This is a genomic window from Acidiphilium sp. 34-64-41 (genome assembly GCF_002282635.1).
Lineage (GTDB): Bacteria > Pseudomonadota > Alphaproteobacteria > Acetobacterales > Acetobacteraceae > Acidiphilium > Acidiphilium rubrum.
Genome location: NZ_NCJX01000022.1, coordinates 13,250 through 30,411, shown reverse-complemented (window position 1 = coordinate 30,411; position 17,162 = coordinate 13,250). Strand labels below are relative to the sequence as shown.

The following is a 17,162-nucleotide window of genomic DNA, read 5'->3' as shown; positions in this document are numbered from 1 at the left end:
CAAGCGGGTGAAAGGCAAGAGATGAAAAACTATCGGTTGGATTCAGGGGAAGGTGAAGCTGACCGTTTAGCGGAGGCGACGCGGTTCGGCTTTTATTTGATTTGTGCGATGTTTTCTTATGGTTTCGCAGCCCTTACTTCTGGAATTTTGATATTTCGTAGAAGTTTAGACTTTGATATGAATTTAATGGTGGCCGTGGGCATAAGTCTCAGCGTCTTCTTGTTGGTATTTATGTATTTTGGTGCCATCAGAAAGCGAATGATCGTTATTCCCATTCTCAGGGTGTGGACGATCGGCTTTCTTACGTTGCAATGTTTGGTCTTTGTGGTCGCACTTGCGGTCTGGTTGCATTACGGGGTGCACAATCCGGCGCTCGCAGGGGCAGACAGCGCGCTGGCGGCGGGACTTTCGTTGATCGGCCTGTTTTTCGGGGTATTCGGTCTGGTGCGTGGCATAAGGCATCGGTGGTTCGAGGCTGTGCTGCTGCCGCGGTAGCGGGGCGGCCTGATGATCGAGCGTTTTTTGGTCCTTTTTTGCAAAAAAGAACAGGGTTCCTGGCTTTCCAAACGTTCAATCGGCGGGTCAGTCGGCGGCGGCCTGGATCGGGTTGATGGCTTCGTCGTGCCAGGCGCTGTCGCCGGTGAGGCGGAGGCGGCGGGTGTGGTATTTCACGATGGTGGAGCGGTGGCCGACGCTGATGATGGTGGCGCGGGGCAGGGCGGTGGTGAGGGTTTGATACATCAGGGCTTCGTAGTCTTCATCGAGGGCGGAGGTGGCTTCGTCGAGGATGATGACGTCGGGTTCGAGCAGGATGCAGCGGGCGAAGGCGATGCGTTGTTGTTCGCCGGGCGAGAGTTCGCGGTCCCAGGGTTCGGCGGTGTCCAGTTTGGTGGCGAGGCGGCCGAGGCCGACGCTGGTCAGCACGGCGGCGACGCGGGTGGGGTCGAGCGGTTGGTTGTAGGGGAAGGTGAGGCTCTGGATCAGGGCGCCGTTGGGCAGGTAGGGGCGTTGCGGGATGAACAGCACGCGCCCGGCGGGGGTGTGGACACTGCCCGCGCCGAACGGCCAGATGCCGGCGATGGCGCGGATGAGCGTGCTTTTGCCTGAGCCGGTCGGGCCGCTGATCAGCACGCGGTCGCCGGGGGCGACGTGGAGGTTGAGGTTGGCGATCAGGCAGCGATTGTCGGGCACGGTCAGCGAGAGATTGTCGATATCGAGGGCGCTGGTGGGGTTGGTGGCGTACTCGATCTGGGGCGCGGCGGCGTCGGTTTCATGGTGGCGGAGGCTGACTTCGAGCGTGTAGAGACGATCGATCACGGCGCGCCATTCGGTGATCGACAGATACCCCGATCCGAGCGTGCTGAAATTGTTGATGATGAAGGCGAAGGCCTGCTGCGTCTGGTTGAAGGCGCCGAAGGTCTGCGACACGGTGCCGATGAGGATGCGTTTGGCGAGGTAGGAGGGCAGCACCAAGAGAAACGGCAGAATGCCCGATGCGCCGGAGTAGGAAAACGAAAACAGATTGACCATGATGGTCCGCCGGATTCGTTGATAGAAGATATCGACGACCGGTGCGAAACGCGAGGTCAGGCGGGCGGCTTCGGCGCCGCCGCTGTGGGCGGTGGCGATGGTTTCGGAATTATCGCGGACGCGGATGAGTTCGAAGCGGAAGTCGCCGACGGCGCGCTGCTGGATGTTGTTGAGAAAGAACAGCGGACGGCCGATCAGCAGCATCAGATACGTGCCGCCGAAGGCATATACCAGATTGAACCAGAACAGCATGCCGGGGATGTAGACGCCGAACATGCGGAGATTGCGCGAAAGTCCCCAGAGCATGAAGCCGAACGAGACGATGGTGACCGCCGATTGCAGCGCGTTGATCGGCAGGTTGACGGTCTGGCCCGAGAAAAAATCGACGTCGTCGGAAATACGCTGGTCGGGGTTGTCGACCTTCGTGGCATCGATCTGCATGCGGTAATGGGTTTGATTGCGCATCCAACGGCCGAGCAGGTGATTGGTGAGCCAGCCGCGCCATTCGATTTGCAGTTTCTGGATCGTGTATTGCTGCACGGTGCTGATCAGGGTGATGACGGCGACGATGCCGAAGAACAGGAAGCCGAGAAACCAGAGGCGGTTGACGTCGTATTTCTGCATCGCGTTGTAGAAACTGCCGTTCCAGACGACGATGGCGTAGTTCGCTGCCACGACCAGCAGTGTCAGGACGACGTTGACGATCGCCAGGAACCATGCGGTTTTTTTGCGCTCGGAGCGAAAAAACGGCCCGACCAGATAGCGGAGCCGATAAAAAAATCCGGTGCGGGCAAGGTCAGCGTCCATCAATCTCTCCTAGAAGCGTCGGCATTGGCGGTGGCGAGCGTCCCTGATTCGAAAAGTTTTTTGGTTCTTTTTTTCAAAAAAGAACGCCTTACTTTTTCATCTACGCATCGATCTGCATAGCCCCCGACTGCCGGCGCCAGAGATTCGCATAAATCCCGCCGCGCGCAAGCAGTTCCTCGTGTTTGCCTTGTTCGACGATGCGGCCGGCGTCGAGGATGATCAGGCGGTCCATGCGTGCGATGGTCGAGAGGCGGTGGGCGATGGCGATGACGGTGCGGCCTTCCATCAAGCCGGCGAGTTGTTCCTGGATGGCGGCTTCGACTTCGGAATCCAGCGCCGAGGTCGCTTCGTCGAGCACCAGGATGGGTGCGTCCTTGAGGATGACGCGGGCGATGGCGATGCGCTGGCGCTGGCCGCCCGAGAGTTTGACGCCGCGTTCACCGACATGGGCATCGAAGCCGCGCCGACCGTCCCAGTCTTCGAGTTCCTCGATGAATTCGAGGGCGTGGGCTTCGCGGGCGGCGTCGAGCACGTCCTGCATGGTGGCTTCGGGGCGGCCGTAGCGGATGTTTTCGGCGATCGAGCGGTGCAGCAGCGAGGTATCCTGTGTCACCATGCCGATGGCGCCGCGGAGGGATTCCTGGGTGAGGGATTTGATATCCTGGCCATCGATGGTGATGCGGCCGGTGGCGGGGTCGTGGAAGCGGAGCAGCAGGTTGACCAGGGTGGATTTGCCGGCGCCGGAGCGGCCGATCAGGCCGACGCGTTCGCCGGGCTGGATATCGAGCGAGAGATCGTGCAGCACGCCGCCGCGCGCGCCTTTTTCACGGATGCGGCCGTAGTCGAAGGTGACGTGCTCGAATTTGATCAGGCCCCGGTGGAATTTGAAGGGGATGGCATCGGGTGCGTCGCCCATCTGGCGGGGTTGGGCGATCGAGCGCATGCCGTCCTGCACGACGCCGAGATTTTCGAAGATGGCCGAGATGCTCATTGAAATCCAGCCCGAGAAATTCGCCATGTTCCAGGCCATCGGCAGGGCGGTGGCGACGGCGGCGAGGCCGATTTTGCCGTGGACCCAGAGCGCGATGGCGACGGTGCCGGTGCCGGCGACCATCAGCGCGTTCAGCACGGTGAGCGAGAAGATCCAGCCGGTGACCATGCGGGTCTGGCGGCGGAAGATCCGGGTATGGTTATCGACGGTTTCCTGCACGAAGGAATCTTCATCCGACGAGCGGGCGAAGAGTTTGACGGTCAGGATGTTGGTGTAGCTGTCGACGATGCGCCCGGTCAGGGCCGAGCGTGCCTCGGACACGCCGCGCGAGCGTTCGCGCAGACGCGGCACGGTGAAGACCATCAGGCCGGCATAGGCGATCAGCCAGGTCAGGATGGGCAGGCCAAGCCGCCAATCGGCGTGGCTGAGCAGCAGGATGGCGGCGGTGCCGTAGACGATGAAGTACCAGACGGCGTTCGTGGTCATCACCATCGATTCGCGCAGGGCCGGGCCGGTCTGCATGACGCGGTTGGCGATGCGGCCGGCGAAATCGTTCTGAAAGAAACTCCAGCTTTGGCGCACCAGATGGAAGTGGTTCTGCCAGCGGATCAGGTTGGTCAGGCCGGGGTTGATCGCCTGGTTGGTGAACAGATCCTGCATCAGCCGCGCGGTCGGGCGGAGGATCAGCACGACGAAGCCCATCAGCGCGAGGATGCGCCAGTGGAGCGCGAGCAGGTTCTGCGGCGCCGTGTGGGACAGCATGCTGGTGATCTGGCCGATGAACAGCGGCAGGGTGAGGTCGAGCCCGGCGACCATGATGCCCGAGACGAACAGCCCGGCGATCAGCCAGGGTGCCTGGCGGAGAAAATGGACATAGAACCGGCCGAGCGCGCGGGGTTCGCCCTGGACCGGCAAGGGGCGGTGGGGTGGGCGCGCGGTCGGGTTGAGCAGGTGTTCGAAAAATGAAAACATCGGGGTTGATCGCCGCCGCGGCCGGGTAGCGTCAAGCAAAAAATGGCGGTGGGAGCGGCAATTATTTTCTGTCTTTCAGCGGCTTGCGGATGGTCGTTTGGATGGTTTTGGGCTTTAGAACGGTCATAAAATACTGTCGTGGGAGGCGCTGTCGCAATTTCGTGATCGGGTCACGGGAGTTTGGCTTGAACTGGTGGGGGCGGATGCCAACGCTAAGCAGGGTCGGCGGCGGCCGGTTTTCGTCACATTCATTCATATTGAATGTATGTAAATCATATCTTGCCGAGGTCTCCGGCGCACCGTAAGAGATTTCCCAACAGGAGGATCAACATGGCCAGCAGCAGCGACCACGCCAGCAACGAGCTTGCGCTCGCCCGTCAGAAAGAGGTGCTCGCGCGCCCGATGACCGAGACGCGGATGTTGGCCAATGCCGTTCGCGCCCTGTCGATCGATGGGGTGGAGGCTGCCAAGAACGGCCATCCCGGCATGCCGCTCGGCATGGCCGACGTGGCGACGGTGCTGTGGACCAAATTCATGAAATACGACGCGGCCGACCCGCATTGGGCGGATCGCGACCGGTTCATTCTCTCGGCGGGCCATGGCTCGATGCTGCTGTACAGCCTGCTGCATCTGACCGGCTATGAAAACATGTCGATCAACGATCTGAAGGCGTTCCGCACGCTGGGGTCGACCACCGCGGGGCATCCGGAGCGCCATGAGCATCCGGCGATCGAGATGACGACCGGGCCGCTCGGGCAGGGGATTTCGACCGCGACGGGTTTTGCGCTGGCGGAGAAGATGCTGGCGGCGCGGTTCGGCAAATCGCTGGTGGATCACCGGACCTGGGTGATCGCCTCGGACGGCGACATGATGGAGGGTGTTTCGCACGAGGCCTGCGCGATCGCGGGGCATCTGGCGCTCAACAAGCTGACCGTGCTGTATGACGATAATTCGATCTCGATCGACGGCGGCACCGAGATTGCGATGACCGATGATGTGGTCAAGCGCTTCATCGGGTACGGTTGGGCGGCGCGGCGGATCGACGGGCATGACCCGGCCGCGATCGAGGATGCGATCAAATGGGCGATGCGCAGCCGCAAGCCGACGCTGATTGCGTGCAAGACCATCATCGGGTTCGGCGCGCCGCATAAGGCGGGAACGTCGGGGACGCATGGCTCGCCGCTCGGCACCGACGAGGCGGCCGGGGCGAAGGCGCTGCTGGGCTGGACCGCGCCGCCGTTTACCGTGCCTGAGGATATTCTGACGCCGTGGCGCGCGGCGGGCGCCAAGGGTGCGGCGCCGCGGCGCGCATGGCTGAAGCGGATGGCGAGCAGCAACCGGCGCGCCGAGTTCGATGCCGCGATGGCGAGCGAATTGCCGGCGGCCTATGCGGACGCGATGGATGGGCTGCGCGCCAAGATCGCGGAGACCAAGCCGAATATCGCGACACGCCAGGCGAGCCAGATGGCGCTCGAGGCGATCGTGCCGGTGGTGCCCGAAATGGTCGGCGGTTCGGCCGATCTGACGCCGTCGAACAACACGTTCGTCAAATCGATGGGAACCTGCGTGCCGGGCGATTATGCCGGGCGCTATGTCCATTACGGCGTGCGCGAGCATGGCATGGCGACGACGCTGAACGGCTTGGCGCTGCATGGCGGTATTATTCCCTACGGCGGCACGTTTTTCGTGTTCAGCGATTACTGCCGTGCTGACGCACGACAGTATCGGCCTTGGCGCCGATGGGCCGACGCATCAGCCGATCGAGCATCTGGCGTCGTTCCGCGCGATGCCGAACGTGCTGGTGCTGCGCCCGGGTGATGCGATGGAGACCGCCGAGTGCTGGGACATCGCGATGCACCACAAGGACGGGCCGGTGCTGCTGGTGTTGAGCCGCCAGGCGATGCCGGCGCTGCCGCGCGACCATGGCGCGGAGAATCTGTCGGCGCGGGGTGGCTATATTGTGAAGGGTGCGACCGGGGCGCGGCGCGCGACGCTGATCGCCACCGGATCGGAAGTGTCGATCGCGATCAAGGCGCAGGCGATGCTGGCGGCCGAGGGGATCGGGGTGGCGGTTGCCTCGGTGCCGAGTTTCGAATTGCTGGCGCGCCAGGATCATGGCTACCGGATGGAAGTGCTGGGCGAGGCACCGCGCATCGGCATCGAGGCGGCGAGCGGCTTCGGCTGGGAGCGGCTGCTGGGCGATAACGGCACGTTCATCGGTATGCACGGGTTTGGCGCGAGCGCGCCGGAGGCGGATTTGTACAAGCATTTCGGCATCACGCCGGAGGCGGCGGTTGCCGCCGTCAAGGCGAAACTGTAACGGGATTTTGGGTTTTTAACGGAGGCTTAACGAATGGCTGTCAAAGTCGCGATCAATGGTTTTGGTCGCATCGGTCGGTTGCTGCTGCGCGCGATGATCGAAAGCGGGCGGACCGATATCGAATGCGTGCTGATCAACGATCTGGGCAGCGTCGAGGATAATGCGCATCTGTTGCGCTATGATTCGGTGCATGGGCGGTTTCCCGGTCATGTCGAGGTCAAGGGCGACAGCCTGGTGATTTCCCACGCCGGGCGGATTTATGCGCCGATCAGGGTTTCGGCCGAGCGCGATCCGGCGAAGGTGCCGTTGCAGGGCGTCGATGTGGCGATGGAGTGCACCGGGCTGTTCACCAAGCGCGATGCGGCGGCCAAGCTGATCGAGGCGGGGGCGCGCAAGGTGTTGGTCTCCGCACCGGCGGATGGGGTGGATGCGACGATCGTCTACGGCGTCAATCACCAGACACTGACCAAGGACATGACGATCATTTCCAACGCGTCCTGCACCACCAACTGCCTCGCACCGATGGCGATGGTGCTGCACGAGGCGTTCGGCATCGAGCGCGGTTATATGGTGACCATCCACTCCTATACCGGCGATCAGAAGACGGTGGATACGCTGCACAAGGACCGCCACCGGGCGCGGGCGGCCGCGCTGTCGATGATCCCGACCTCGACCGGTGCCGCCAAGGCGGTCGGGCTGGTGCTGCCGGAGCTGGCGGGCAGACTGGACGGCACCGCGATCCGCGTGCCGACGCCGAACGTGTCGCTGGTCTCGCTCGATGTGAATTTGAAGAAACACGCGAGCAAGGACGAGATCAACGCGGCGATGAAGGCGGCGAGCGAGGGCAAGCTCAAGGGTATTCTGGATTATTCGACCGAAGCGCTGGTGAGTTCGGATTTCAACCACGTCGCGTTCTCGTGCAGCTTCGATGCGCCGCAGACCGCCGTGGTCGATCATGCGCTGGCGCGCGTGATGGGCTGGTACGACAATGAATGGGGGTTCTCGAACCGGATGAGCGATACCGCGGCGCTGTTCGGGTCGCTGTAATGGCGTACCGGACGCTCGATGGGGTGGCGGTTGCGGGCAAGCGCGTGCTGCTGCGCGCGGATTTGAACGTGCCGCTGCGCGATGGCAAAATCACCGACCTGACACGGTTGGAACGCCTGTCCCCCACCATCGTCGAGCTGTCCGCCAAGGGCGCCAAGGTGATCATGCTGTCGCATTTCGATCGGCCGCAGGGCAAGCGGGTGGAGAGTATGTCGCTCCGCCCGGTTGCCGCGGCACTCGGCGTGGTGCTCGGCCGGACGATCGGGTTCGTCGATGATTGCGTCGGCGATCGGGTGAGCGAGGCGGTGGCCGCGATGCGGAACGGCGATGTGCTGGTGCTGGAAAACACCCGTTTCTACGCCGGCGAGGAGGCCAATGATGTCGCGCTCGCCACGCTGATCGCGACGCATGGCGAGATGTTCGTCAATGACGCGTTTTCCGCCGCACACCGCGCCCATGCGACGACCGAGGGGATCGCGCGGCTGCTGCCCTCCTATGCCGGGCGGTTGATGCAGGCGGAACTCGATGCGCTGAACGCGGCATTGGGCACGCCGGCGCGGCCGGTGGGGGCGATCGTCGGCGGGTCGAAAGTGTCGACCAAGCTCGATCTGCTGACCAATCTGATCACCAAGGTCGATCTGCTGGTGATCGGCGGGGCGATGGCCAATACGTTTCTTGCGGCACAAGGGGCGGAGCTGGGCAAATCGTTGCAGGAGACCGCGCTGCACCAGACGGCGCGGGACATCATGGCGGCGGCGGCGGCGAACCACTGCCAAATCCTGCTGCCGGTCGATTTCGTGGTGAGCGAAACATTCGCGGCCAATCCGCCGACCCAGGTGGTCTCGGCGCAGGCGGTGCCGGCGAACGCCATGGCGCTCGATGTCGGCCCGGCGACAACCGATGCGATCATCGAAGCGATCAAGGGATTGAAAACGCTGATCTGGAACGGTCCGCTGGGCGCGTTCGAGACGCCGCCGTTCGATACCGCGACCATGCGCCTCGCGGCCGCGGTGGCCGAAGCGACCGATTCCGGCATGATCTCGGTGGGCGGCGGCGGCGATACCGTGGCCGCGCTGAAACAGGCCGGGATCATCGAGCGGATGACCTATGTGTCGAGCGCTGGCGGGGCGTTTCTGGAGTGGATGGAAGGCAAGGCGCTGCCGGGGGTTGCGGCCCTCGCGATGTAATGAAAAAGATGTTAAGTTTGATGACCTGCGACGCGCGCGGACGTCAAGAATGTTTATTATAGGAGTTGTGGGTGAGACCAAGTCCAAAGCTGGATCGGATGGAAGGGCACACATTCATCGGTAACTGGATTACACCCCAGTCTGTTATTGTTGATTGTGGCATGAATGAAGGTGTTTTTGCGCGCCGGGTTATGGGCAAATATGGCTGCCGGGTGATTGGCATTGAGGCGAATCCAGGCCTTGCAGAGCAAAACCGAACAGATCGTGGCCTAGATTGTCACAATTTTGCGGTCTGCGGATGTGAAGGGGTGGTGAAGTTCCAGGTCGACCATGCTCATTCGATGAATAGTCGTATTGTCGACGGCGCGGCTGTGGGACCGGATATTGTGGAGGTTCAAGGGTCGACAATCGAGACGATTGTGCCATTAGTTAATGTCACCAATATCGATTTGTTGAAACTCGACATCGAAGGCGCGGAAATCGACGTCATCGAAACGGCTTCGCGTGAGTTTTTTTCGCGAATTCCCCAGATTGCCGTCGAATTTCATGCGTTTCTGGATAAAAGTAAGAAGTCTTCTGCCATAGACTGCATCAAGACCATCGAGTCTGCCGGTTTTACCTCATTTGATTTTTCAATGAACCTGGGTAATGTTCTATTCGTGAATCAGAAATTTTATAGAACGTCTTTGCTTGACATTGGATATTTCACTTTCGAAAAATATAGATCCGGGATTCGTCGAACAATCACAAAAACCCACGAATAAGGACTATCCAGCCGGTAGGTGGACGGGATTTTCCGCAGTCTGCCCTATCGGAATTACGTTTACGCCCAGAATGGTTATGGTCCCATGTGTCGCCGCGATATTCGTCACGCGTCGGTTGGCGAAAGGCCTCATCGGTGTGCACCTGCGGCGAATGCGGACCAGCGCGAGCATCAGGAGCAGCCGGGCGAAGCAGGGTACGGCCTCGATGTGGATGGCCGGGTTGGATGCAATTTATGCCTTGGCCGACCACGATAAATGTTGGAATTGCAGTCCGGCCTCAGCCGAGGCCGCCGGTGCGGACGATGAAATCGGCGATCTCGGCGACGCCCTGGCCGGCGCGGATATTGGCGAACACGAAGGGGCGCTCGCCGCGCATGCGTTTGGCGTCGCGGTCCATCACGCCGAGATCGGCGCCAACCATGGGGGCGAGGTCGATCTTGTTGATCACCAGCAGATCGCTGCGGGTGATGCCCGGGCCGCCCTTGCGGGGGATTTTGTCGCCGGCCGAAACATCGATGACATAGAGCGTGATATCCGCAAGCTCGGGGCTGAAGGTGGCGGCGAGGTTGTCGCCGCCGGATTCGATCAGGATGAGGTCGAGGCCGGGGAAACGGTGCTGCAGATCGGCCACGCCGGCGAGGTTGGCGCTGGCATCCTCGCGGATGGCGGTGTGCGGGCAGCCGCCGGTTTCGATGCCGAGGATGCGCTCGGGGACCAGCGAGCCGGCGCGGGTGAGGAATTCGGCGTCTTCCTTGGTGTAGATGTCGTTGGTGATCGCCGCGATGTCGAACCGGTCGCGGAAGGTGCGGCACAGCGCGTCCATCAGCGCGGTCTTGCCGGAGCCGACCGGGCCGCCGACGCCCACCCGCAGCGCGGTCTTGGTTTTGTGGTGCAGGGCGGTTTCACTCATGAGCGGAATAACCTTGTGTACTGGGTTTCATGGCGCATCGAGGCGATGTCGGCGGCGATGCAGCAGGCGGCGATGTCGTCCAATGCGGCATCGCGGGTTTGGTCGGCGATGGCGCGGATGATCGGTTCGAGGGCGGCCTGCACGGCAAGGCCGGCGCTTTGGCCGAGCGGGATCAGCCGCACGCCGGCGGAGACCAGGGTGGCGCACCAGGCGTGCAGATAGGCGATGGTGGTGGCCTCTTGATCGGTGCCGGTGGCACCGGCGAGGGCGCCGACCGCGACGGGGTAGGCGATCGGGCCGATCGCGGCCAAGGTTGCGGCGAGGTCGGGCGGCAGCCAGGGTTTCGCGGCGGCGACGAAGGCGGTGCCCTGGTTGAGCGTTTCGGCGGCGAGTTCGCGGGTGGGCGCGCAGGCGGCGGCGAAGGCGGCGATGCGCGGCAGATCATTGGCGTGATAGGCGTGGCGGAGCAGGATGGCATCGGTGCGGCCGGTACCGATCCGCAGCAGAGCGCCGATCCAGTCGTGCAGCATCGCACCATTGGTGACGTCGCCGGCTTCGACCGCGTATTCCAGCCCGTGCGAATAGGCGAAGCCGCCGGTCGGGAAGGCGGGCGAGAGCCAGGTGAGCAGGTGCAGCAGATCCTCAGCCATGGTCGTGCGCGTAGGCGCCGGATTCCGGGTCGAACGCGGCCTCGCTGCGGGTGATTGTGCCGCCGAGGCCGGTGACCATGGCTTCGATCACGTGATCGGACCGGATCAGCAGCGCGGTGCCGCGGAACGCGACATCGAGATGGCGGTTGCCGAGATGCCAGGCGAGGCGGATCAGGAGGTCAGGATCGCCGGTGATTTCGGCGAGCGGTTCGGTCGCGGCGATGACGCGGACGATGCCGTCGCCGCCGCAATCGAGCCCGTCGCCGTCGCGGAGATGGGTGGTTTCGGCCAGATCGAGCAGGAGATCGGCCCCGGCATCGGTGCGCAGGCGGATGCGCCGGCGGTGGCGGTGGTGATAGTCGAGCGTGATGGTGTCGGCAGCCTGCCAATCACCGTGGGGTCGAACCGCGGTGGCGCGCATCAGAACAGGAAGTAGCGCTGCGTCATCGGCAGGGTTGCCGCCGGTTCGCAGGTCAGGATTTCACCATCGGCGCGGACTTCGTAGGTTTCGGGATCGACCTCGATATGCGGGGTGGCATCGTTGTGGATCATGTCGCGCTTGCCGATGCCGCCGCGGGTGTTGGTGACCGGGCGGATCATGCGCGCTAGGTTCAGGCGCTGGGCGATGCCATCGTCGATCGCGGCCTGTGAGACGAAGGTGATGCAGGTCGCACCGATCGCGCGGCCGAACGCGCCAAACATCGGGCGGGCGTGGATCGGCTGCGGCGTCGGGATCGAGGCATTGGGGTCGCCCATCATGGCGAAGGCGATGGTGCCGCCCTTGACGATCAGATCGGGTTTCACCCCGAAAAACGCCGGGGTCCAGACGACCAGATCGGCGAGTTTGCCGACTTCGACCGAGCCGATCTCCCGCGAGAGCCCGTGCGCGATCGCGGGGTTGATGGTGTATTTCGCGACGTAGCGCTTGATCCGCGCGTTATCCGCCGCGCCATCGCCCAGCAAGGCGCCGCGTTGGAGTTTCATTTTATGCGCGGTCTGCCAGGTGCGGGTGATCACCTCGCCGATCCTGCCCATCGCCTGACTGTCCGACGACATCATCGAAAGCGCGCCGAGATCGTGCAGAATATCCTCGGCGGCGATGGTCTCCTTGCGGATGCGGCTTTCGGCGAAGGCGAGATCTTCGGGGATCGAGGGATCGAGGTGATGGCAGACCATCAACATGTCCAGATGCTCGTCGATCGTGTTGATCGTGTAGGGGCGGGTCGGGTTGGTCGAACTCGGCAGCACGTTGGGCAGGCCGGCGACCTTGATGATGTCCGGCGCGTGGCCGCCGCCCGCACCCTCGGTATGGAAGGCGTGGATGGTGCGGCCCTTGAACGCGGCGATGGTATCCTCGACGAAGCCGCTTTCGTTCAGCGTGTCGGAATGGATCATCACCTGCACGTCGAACGCATCGGCCACCGAAAGGCAGGTGTCGATCGCGGCGGGGGTGGTGCCCCAGTCTTCGTGCAGTTTCAGTGCACAGGCGCCGGCGCGGATCATTTCCTCCAACGCCGCCGGGCGCGAAGCGTTGCCCTTGCCGGCGAATCCGAGATTGACCGGCAGACCCTCGGCGGCTTCCAGCATCCGCGCCAGATGAAACGGGCCCGGTGTGCAGGTGGTGGCGGCGGTGCCGGTGGCGGGTCCGGTGCCGCCGCCGAGCATGGTGGACCTGCTGGGGGCAGATGAAATGGATATGCGCATCGATGCCGCCGGCGGTGATGATTTTCCCTTCGCCGGCGATGATTTCAGTGCCGGGGCCGATGATGATGGTCACACCGGGTTGGATGTCCGGATTGCCGGCCTTGCCGATGCCGCTGATCCGGCCCTGGGTGATGCCGATATCGGCCTTCACGATGCCCCAATGATCGATGATCAGCGCATTGGTGATCACGGTATCCGCCGCACCCTCGGCCTGGCTGCGCTGGGACTGGCCCATGCCGTCGCGGATCACCTTGCCGCCGCCGAATTTCACCTCTTCGCCGTAGATGGTGAAATCGCGTTCCACCTCGGCGAAGAGTTCGGTATCGGCGAGGCGGATGCGGTCGCCGGTGGTCGGGCCGAACATGTCGGCATAGGCGGTGCGGGAAAGCCGGGCCATTACAGCGCCCCCATGGTCAGGCCGCGCAACCCGTAGACGATGCGATCGCCGCGCAGCGGCACGAGGATGACATCGCGCGTCTGGCCGGGTTCGAAGCGGATGGCGGTGCCGGCCGGGATATCGAGCCGATGGCCGTGCGCTTTGGTGCGAGCGAACCGCAGGGCGGCGTTGGTTTCGGCGAAATGGTAGTGGCTGCCGACCTGGATCGGCCGGTCGCCGGTGTTGGCGATGGTCAATGTGAGGGTTTCGAGGCCGGCGTTCAGCTCGATATCGCCCTCGGCACACATGATTTCACCCGGAATCATCGCACTGTTCCCTTCATCGGATCGGATCGTGCACGGTGACCAGCTTGGTGCCGTCCGGAAACGTCGCTTCGACCTGAACATCCGGTATCATCTCGGCGATGCCCTCCATCACCTGTTCGCGGGTGAGGACATGGGCACCCTGTTCCATCAGGGCGGCGACGCTCATTCCATCGCGTGCGCCTTCGACCACGAAATCGGTGATCAGGGCGATGGCTTCGGGGTAGTTGAGCTTGACGCCGCGTTCGAGGCGGCGGCGCGCGACGATGGCAGCCATGGCGATGAGGAGTTTGTCTTTTTCGCGAGGGGAGAGATTCATGATGCCGGCTCATGGCGTGCAAGTTGGAACAGCAGATGGGTGCGTACGGTCGGCCATTCCGGCGCGGTGATGCTGTACACACACGTATCGCGCAGATTGCCGTCCTTGTCGCGCTGATGATGGCGCAGGACGCCATCGAGCTTGGCACCCAGCCGTTCGATCGCGCGGCGGCTCTGGTGGTTGAAGAAATGGGTGCGGAACTCGACCGCGATGCAGTGCAGCGTCTCGAACGCGTGGCCGAGCAGGAGGCGTTTGGCTTCGGTGTTCAGCGGGGTTTTCTGCACGCGTCTGGCATACCAGGTCGAGCCGATCTCGACCCGCCGGTGCACCGCATCGATGTTCATATAGGTGGTCATGCCGACGATTTTGCCCGATGCGTCGAACACCGCGAAAGGCAGCATCGAGCCGGAATCCTGCAAGGCGAGGCGGCGGTGGATTTCGGTTGCCATGGAATCGGGTGCCGGGATTGCGGTGTACCACAGGCGCCACAGGCTGCCGTCCTGCACTGCTGCGATCAGCCCCTCGGTATGGGCGATGCTCAGCGGTTCCAGCCGGACGTGCTCGCCGGTGAGCGTGACCGCGCGGAACGCGCCTGCGGGTGGCGGTGCATTCAGATCCATCAACATCCCCATACCCGTGGCATCGGCCGGTCCTGACGCAGGACCGACAAGACGCGCAGCGAGGCTACCCGCAGCGCCGCGCCATTGTGTGCCAGAAGCCGCACCAGAAGCAAGCCGTTCCAGGCGCTGGCGCCGGCTGTGATGGCAACATCATTGACGCCCAGCGCTTCGCGCACCGCATCGAGATGGGCGGCAGCATCGGGCGCCGCGAGCAGGATGGTGGCGATGGCGCTCGCGCCGCCGAACATCGCGCGATGCGTCTGCGCCGCGGCGAAATCGCGCGGTGGTTTTAGTGAATCGCGGAATACCAGTTCGTCGTCGCGGTGGAGTTCCACCGTGTCGGTCAGGTCGAGCGCCGCGACGGCTTCGCCCATCGCGGCGCGGCCGAAAATCAGGGATTCGATGCCGAGGTAGCGCGCCGAGCCGGCCAGATCGATCCGCAGGCTTCGGTTGAGGGCGGCGTTATCGAACAGGATGGTTTCCTGCGGCAGATATTCGAGAGTTGCGGCAGCACCTATGGCGATCCGCGTGGTGATGCGCGATGGCAGGTCGCCGATGCCGGCACGGTAGATGCGCTCGGCACCCTGGCTGCTCAGCGTGAGCGCGGTGCCCGGGGCGGCGGTGATATCGATCTGGTTGACATCGCCGCCCGCGATGCCGCCGCCGGTGTTGAGCAGGATGGCGGTGGTTGCGGTGTCGAGCTCCGCACTGATCAGCCGCAGCCGCAGTGGGCCGGATTGATGCAGCCGGTCGAGCACGGTGACGCCGTTGCGGGGTTTGACCGCGAGATCGATCCGGCCGGACGAGCGCTGCGGCGGCGCGATGCCGCGTGCCGAGGCGCTCAGTGGCCGATCATCCAGGGGCGCTTGCCGGGGAAGGATTTCTTCACATTGGCGTTGGGCACGACCGGCTTGCAGCAGCCGCAACTGGCCGGGTGCTTGCCGGTGCGGCGCGAGGTTTCCGGTGCGTTGGCGCTGCGCTCGTTGGTGGCGAAGGCGCGGCGCTGGGCCGAGCCCATGATCGCGAGCATAGGCACCGAGAGCAGGGCGCGCGGCGCGGCATCGCCGCAATCGGGGCAGGGCTGCGGCTGATCGAATTGCGCGATCGGGGCGATGGTTTCGAAACCGCCGCAGGTGGGGCATTCGTATTCGTAGACCGGCATTTCGGCTCCGTGGGCTAGGGAAAGGGACGATAAGCAAGCACTTCTTTTTTGTAAAAAAGAAGCAAAAAACTTTTTTTAATCTGGGGCATGGGCGTTTTCAAAGGCATGGGCCCAAACAAATAGAAGTTTTTTTGTTTCTTTTTTTTCAAAAAAAGAAGTGCTGTCCTCGCCTTACCTAAACGTCAGAGATCAGGCGCAAGCAGCACATCCGAGCCTGCCATATCCCGCGGCACCGGTCCATCCGCGCTCGGATTGATATCGAAATCGAAAATCTCGGTGGGCAGATAGAGTGTCGCGCAGGCGTTCGGAATATCGACCACACCGGAGATATGGCCGTGCACGGGTGCGGTGCCGAGGATGGCGTAGGCCTGGGCGCCGGAGTAGCCGAATTTTTTCAGGTAGTTGATCGCGTTCAGGCAGGCCTGCTGGTAGGCCACGAACACGTCGAGATAATGCTGCCCGCCTTGGTCATCGACCGAGATGCCTTCGAAGATCAGGAAGTCGTTGTAGTCGGGTTTGATCGGGCTCGGTTTGAAGATCGGGTTCTTGATGCCGTATTTGGCAACGCCGCCCTTGATCAGCGAGTGGATGCCAAGGTGGATCCAGCCAGGCATTTCGATGGCACCACAGAAGGTGATTTCACCATCGCCCTGGCTGAAATGCAGATCACCGACAGACAGGCCGGCGCCTTTGACATAGACCGGGAAATACACCCGCGCGCCGCGCGAGAGGTCCTTGATGTCGCAATTGCCGCCGTGTTCGCGCGGCGGCACCGTGCGGGCACCGGTTGCCGCGGCGGCGTCGCGCGCTTCGCCCTTCAGGCGGCCCATATGGGCGGTGCCGGCGAAAGGCGCGTTGGCCAGCGGCGGGATGCGGGTGGGGTTGGTGGCAATGAAATCGACCTCGCGCTTGTTCCAGGTCGCGAGCAGGGAGGGGTCGGGCAGGCAGCCGATCAGGCCGGGGTGGACCAGGCCGGCGAACCGCACGCCGGGGATGTGGCGCGAGGAGGTGAACATACCCTTGATGTCCCAGATCGATTTCTGCGCCTGGGGGAAGTAGTCGGTCAGAAACCCGCCGCCGTTGTTTTTCGAGAAAAACCCGTTGAAGCCCCATTCATTGCCGGGCAGGGTGCCGATGTCGAGAATATCGACCACCAGAAGGTCGCCGGGTTCGGCCCCTTCCACCGCGATCGGGCCGGACAGGAAATGGACGGTGGTGAGGTCGATATCGCGGACATCGGCGGCCGATTCGTCGTTTTTGATGAAGCCGCCGGTCCAGTCGTAGGTTTGCAGGATGAAATCATCGCCGGGTTTCACGGTCGCCACCATCGGCACATCCGGGTGCCAGCGGTTGTGGATCATGTCGTTTTCGTAGGGGGATTGGCTGAGATCGACCTTGATCAACGTTTCCGTCATGGCATTCTCCTTAAAAACCGGTCATTAATAAGTGCAGGGTCCGGCTTTATCGGGTCGGGCTGAAT

16 protein-coding genes and 2 pseudogenes are annotated in these 17,162 nt (G+C 63.0%); 6 read left to right on the top strand and 12 right to left on the bottom strand.

From position 1 onward, the window contains the following. Positions 1-21: 21 nt before the first annotated feature. Entirely contained in the window at positions 22-495 is a 474-nt protein-coding gene (locus B7X49_RS06825; protein WP_286702735.1) for a hypothetical protein, read from the top strand. A gap of 87 nt (positions 496-582) precedes the next feature. Here B7X49_RS06825 and B7X49_RS06820 read toward each other — a convergent pair whose 3' ends face one another. Both B7X49_RS06820 and B7X49_RS06815 read right to left on the bottom strand, forming a co-directional pair. Next, the gene (locus B7X49_RS06820; RefSeq protein WP_286702736.1) at positions 583-2,337 is read right to left on the bottom strand and encodes an ABC transporter ATP-binding protein/permease; all 1,755 of its coding nucleotides are present in this window, start codon (positions 2,335-2,337) and stop codon (positions 583-585) included. Positions 2,338-2,437: 100 nt separating this feature from the next. Beyond that, positions 2,438-4,300, bottom strand: a complete 1,863-nt coding sequence (locus B7X49_RS06815) for an ABC transporter ATP-binding protein (protein ID WP_029312850.1) — start codon at positions 4,298-4,300, stop codon at positions 2,438-2,440. A gap of 261 nt (positions 4,301-4,561) precedes the next feature. Between B7X49_RS06815 and B7X49_RS06810 the strand changes: the two are divergent. From B7X49_RS06810 to B7X49_RS06795, 5 genes and pseudogenes are all read left to right on the top strand, one after another. Further along, positions 4,562-6,146, top strand: a pseudogene (locus B7X49_RS06810) (transketolase family protein); the annotation flags it as partial. Then, positions 6,123-6,620 carry a transketolase-like TK C-terminal-containing protein gene (locus B7X49_RS18760; protein WP_353744408.1) on the top strand — a complete coding sequence of 166 codons (498 nt, stop codon included), beginning with the start codon at positions 6,123-6,125 and terminating at the stop codon, positions 6,618-6,620. The pseudogene B7X49_RS06810 and the gene B7X49_RS18760, both read left to right, overlap by 24 nt. Before the next feature lie 33 nt (positions 6,621-6,653). Further along, on the top strand, positions 6,654-7,667 hold the full coding sequence (gene gap / locus B7X49_RS06805; protein ID WP_029312848.1) for a type I glyceraldehyde-3-phosphate dehydrogenase: 1,014 nt from the start codon (positions 6,654-6,656) through the stop codon (positions 7,665-7,667). Next, positions 7,667-8,854, top strand: coding sequence for a phosphoglycerate kinase (locus tag B7X49_RS06800; RefSeq protein ID WP_286702738.1), 1,188 nt, complete (start codon positions 7,667-7,669; stop codon positions 8,852-8,854). The genes gap and B7X49_RS06800 overlap by 1 nt, the downstream gene beginning before the upstream one ends. A gap of 71 nt (positions 8,855-8,925) precedes the next feature. Beyond that, positions 8,926-9,618, top strand: a complete 693-nt coding sequence (locus tag B7X49_RS06795; protein WP_286702739.1) for an FkbM family methyltransferase — start codon at positions 8,926-8,928, stop codon at positions 9,616-9,618. Between the two features lie 277 nt (positions 9,619-9,895). Here B7X49_RS06795 and ureG read toward each other — a convergent pair whose 3' ends face one another. From ureG to fmdA, 10 genes and pseudogenes are all read right to left on the bottom strand, one after another. After that, complete coding sequence (ureG, locus tag B7X49_RS06790) at positions 9,896-10,528, bottom strand: urease accessory protein UreG (protein WP_286702740.1); 633 nt, start codon at positions 10,526-10,528, stop codon at positions 9,896-9,898. Next, on the bottom strand, positions 10,525-11,178 hold the full coding sequence (locus B7X49_RS06785) for an urease accessory protein UreF (protein WP_286702741.1): 654 nt from the start codon (positions 11,176-11,178) through the stop codon (positions 10,525-10,527). Before B7X49_RS06785 ends, ureG begins: the two co-directional genes overlap by 4 nt. Next, positions 11,171-11,599 carry an urease accessory protein UreE gene (locus tag B7X49_RS06780; protein ID WP_286702742.1) on the bottom strand — a complete coding sequence of 143 codons (429 nt, stop codon included), beginning with the start codon at positions 11,597-11,599 and terminating at the stop codon, positions 11,171-11,173. Before B7X49_RS06780 ends, B7X49_RS06785 begins: the two co-directional genes overlap by 8 nt. Beyond that, positions 11,599-13,279: pseudogene (gene ureC / locus B7X49_RS06775) on the bottom strand (urease subunit alpha). Before ureC ends, B7X49_RS06780 begins: the two are co-directional and overlap by 1 nt. Then, on the bottom strand, positions 13,279-13,584 hold the full coding sequence (locus tag B7X49_RS06770) for an urease subunit beta (protein ID WP_286702744.1): 306 nt from the start codon (positions 13,582-13,584) through the stop codon (positions 13,279-13,281). The pseudogene ureC and the gene B7X49_RS06770 overlap by 1 nt, the downstream one beginning before the upstream one ends. A 13-nt stretch (positions 13,585-13,597) precedes the next feature. Next, positions 13,598-13,900, bottom strand: coding sequence for an urease subunit gamma (locus B7X49_RS06765; protein ID WP_286702745.1), 303 nt, complete (start codon positions 13,898-13,900; stop codon positions 13,598-13,600). Continuing rightward, the gene (locus B7X49_RS06760) at positions 13,897-14,520 is read right to left on the bottom strand and encodes a GNAT family N-acetyltransferase (protein WP_286702746.1); all 624 of its coding nucleotides are present in this window, start codon (positions 14,518-14,520) and stop codon (positions 13,897-13,899) included. The genes B7X49_RS06765 and B7X49_RS06760 overlap by 4 nt, the downstream gene beginning before the upstream one ends. Further along, positions 14,520-15,278 (bottom strand): urease accessory protein UreD, encoded by a 759-nt coding sequence (locus B7X49_RS06755; protein WP_286702747.1) that lies wholly within the window; start codon positions 15,276-15,278, stop codon positions 14,520-14,522. Before B7X49_RS06755 ends, B7X49_RS06760 begins: the two co-directional genes overlap by 1 nt. Before the next feature lie 83 nt (positions 15,279-15,361). After that, on the bottom strand, positions 15,362-15,682 hold the full coding sequence (locus tag B7X49_RS06750) for an FmdB family zinc ribbon protein (RefSeq protein WP_029312837.1): 321 nt from the start codon (positions 15,680-15,682) through the stop codon (positions 15,362-15,364). A gap of 182 nt (positions 15,683-15,864) precedes the next feature. Further along, complete coding sequence (gene fmdA, locus B7X49_RS06745; protein WP_286702748.1) at positions 15,865-17,097, bottom strand: formamidase; 1,233 nt, start codon at positions 17,095-17,097, stop codon at positions 15,865-15,867. Positions 17,098-17,162 lie beyond the last annotated feature (65 nt).